This window comes from Microcoleus sp. S28C3, assembly GCF_036700785.1.
Lineage (GTDB): Bacteria > Cyanobacteriota > Cyanobacteriia > Cyanobacteriales > Microcoleaceae > Microcoleus > Microcoleus asticus.
In genome coordinates this window covers 1-1428 of sequence record NZ_JAUBPO010000276.1, presented here as the reverse complement: position 1 = coordinate 1428, position 1428 = coordinate 1, and the positions used below count along the sequence as shown (strand labels likewise).

Annotated in this window: 1 protein-coding gene; it reads right to left on the bottom strand. The window is 43.1% G+C overall.

Features of this window, described 5'->3' with window-relative positions; genetic code table 11:
• Positions 1-57: 57 nt before the first annotated feature.
• Entirely contained in the window at positions 58-1329 is a 1272-nt protein-coding gene (locus QUA13_RS32420) for a COR domain-containing protein (RefSeq protein ID WP_333205190.1), read from the bottom strand.
• Between the last annotated feature and the right edge of the window lie 99 nt (positions 1330-1428).

Below are 1428 nucleotides of genomic sequence, written 5' to 3'. Positions count from 1 at the left end.
AATCTCTCTCTAAATTCACCATAATTTCTACTCAGCTCCTTCTGAGTAAATTTGTGCTTAGTCTAAACTCCAGTTGCTGTCTATATGGAAGAAGTCAAGCACCGTATCGCTGCCGAATCGATCCTGAATTTCCTGTCTGTCAATGTCGGGTTGTCGCTGTCCGGGGCCGCCGTGGGTGGCGACTACTAGCACCTTGGCATCCGGTTCCCGATGCTTGATCAGGGTAATCCACTCTTTGATAAAGCCCTGCTGGGGGCCTTCCCGTGGCTTCCACACTACCAGATACACCGCAGGAGCGCTGAAAAATAACTGGTGCGTTGGTCGATAAACCGGTTGACCGCCAAAATCCCAACCATTGAGTGATATCTCTGTGCCACTGTCGGGATCGGTGATGATTACTGGCTTAATCTCAATCCCGTGAGTTGTAGGGCGACCTTCTATCCATTCATCTCCCCGCAATGCACCCAACAGACAACTTTTGCCTACCTCACCCTCGCCAATCAGGATTAGTTTGGCTTCGTTCAGTGTTACCTGTGCCTCAGTGTTGGCTTGCAGAAATGGCAAGATAAATTCACTACCTTGCTCAAAAGTTTGCTCAAGGTAATTAGTAGACATTTTTACCAACCAATCTGGTTGAAGAATAACAATATCCTTCAGAACTGGTTCATCTTGGTAATGGATAAAATATCCAATCTCATGGAAGGTTCTTATGAAAAATTTAGCTTGCTCAATCTCCAGACCAGCTTCAATACATAAGTTAAGGGTATCGGTATAAGGTAAATACTCTTTTCCTATTGTTTGCAATGCCTCAATAGCATGCTGCCATTTATTTGGAATTGTGCGTCCTATTTCGGGGAGTTCTATTGCAGCACGGGCAATCGTATTTTGCAGTTCATTAATTCCAACAGGTTGATTTGTTTCAGAATCATGCTTGTTGTCAACACGTATAAATCCGAGAACTATGTCATGACCAAATTCTTGATAAATGTCTTGTTGAAAAGAAATGTCTGACGGTTCATTTCTAAAGCTACTATGAGTTTCCACAACAATCACTTTGGATTTAGGCGCCAAGTGTTTAATTAGGTCAATCCATTCTCTGACTAATCCTTGTTTTGTACCCGGCCCGGATGCCCACACTACGAGATAAACTGCTTGAGGACAGAAAAGGATTTTGGTTAAATGTTTATAAACTCCTTGACCTCCTAAATCCCAAGGATGTAAAGTAATTTCTATGTTACGTTCGGGATGAGTAATTTTGAATGGAGGATTTAGTCTCCAGCCGAATAGTGATACTAATAGAAGAGTTTTACCTACTCCTGGCTCACCCACTACAATTAGTCTTGCGTCTTTTATTATTGGAGTTTAGACTAAGCAGGTCAAAAAGTGCGCTCGCCCAAAGACCGGCAAACGTCCATACTCCAACGGCAA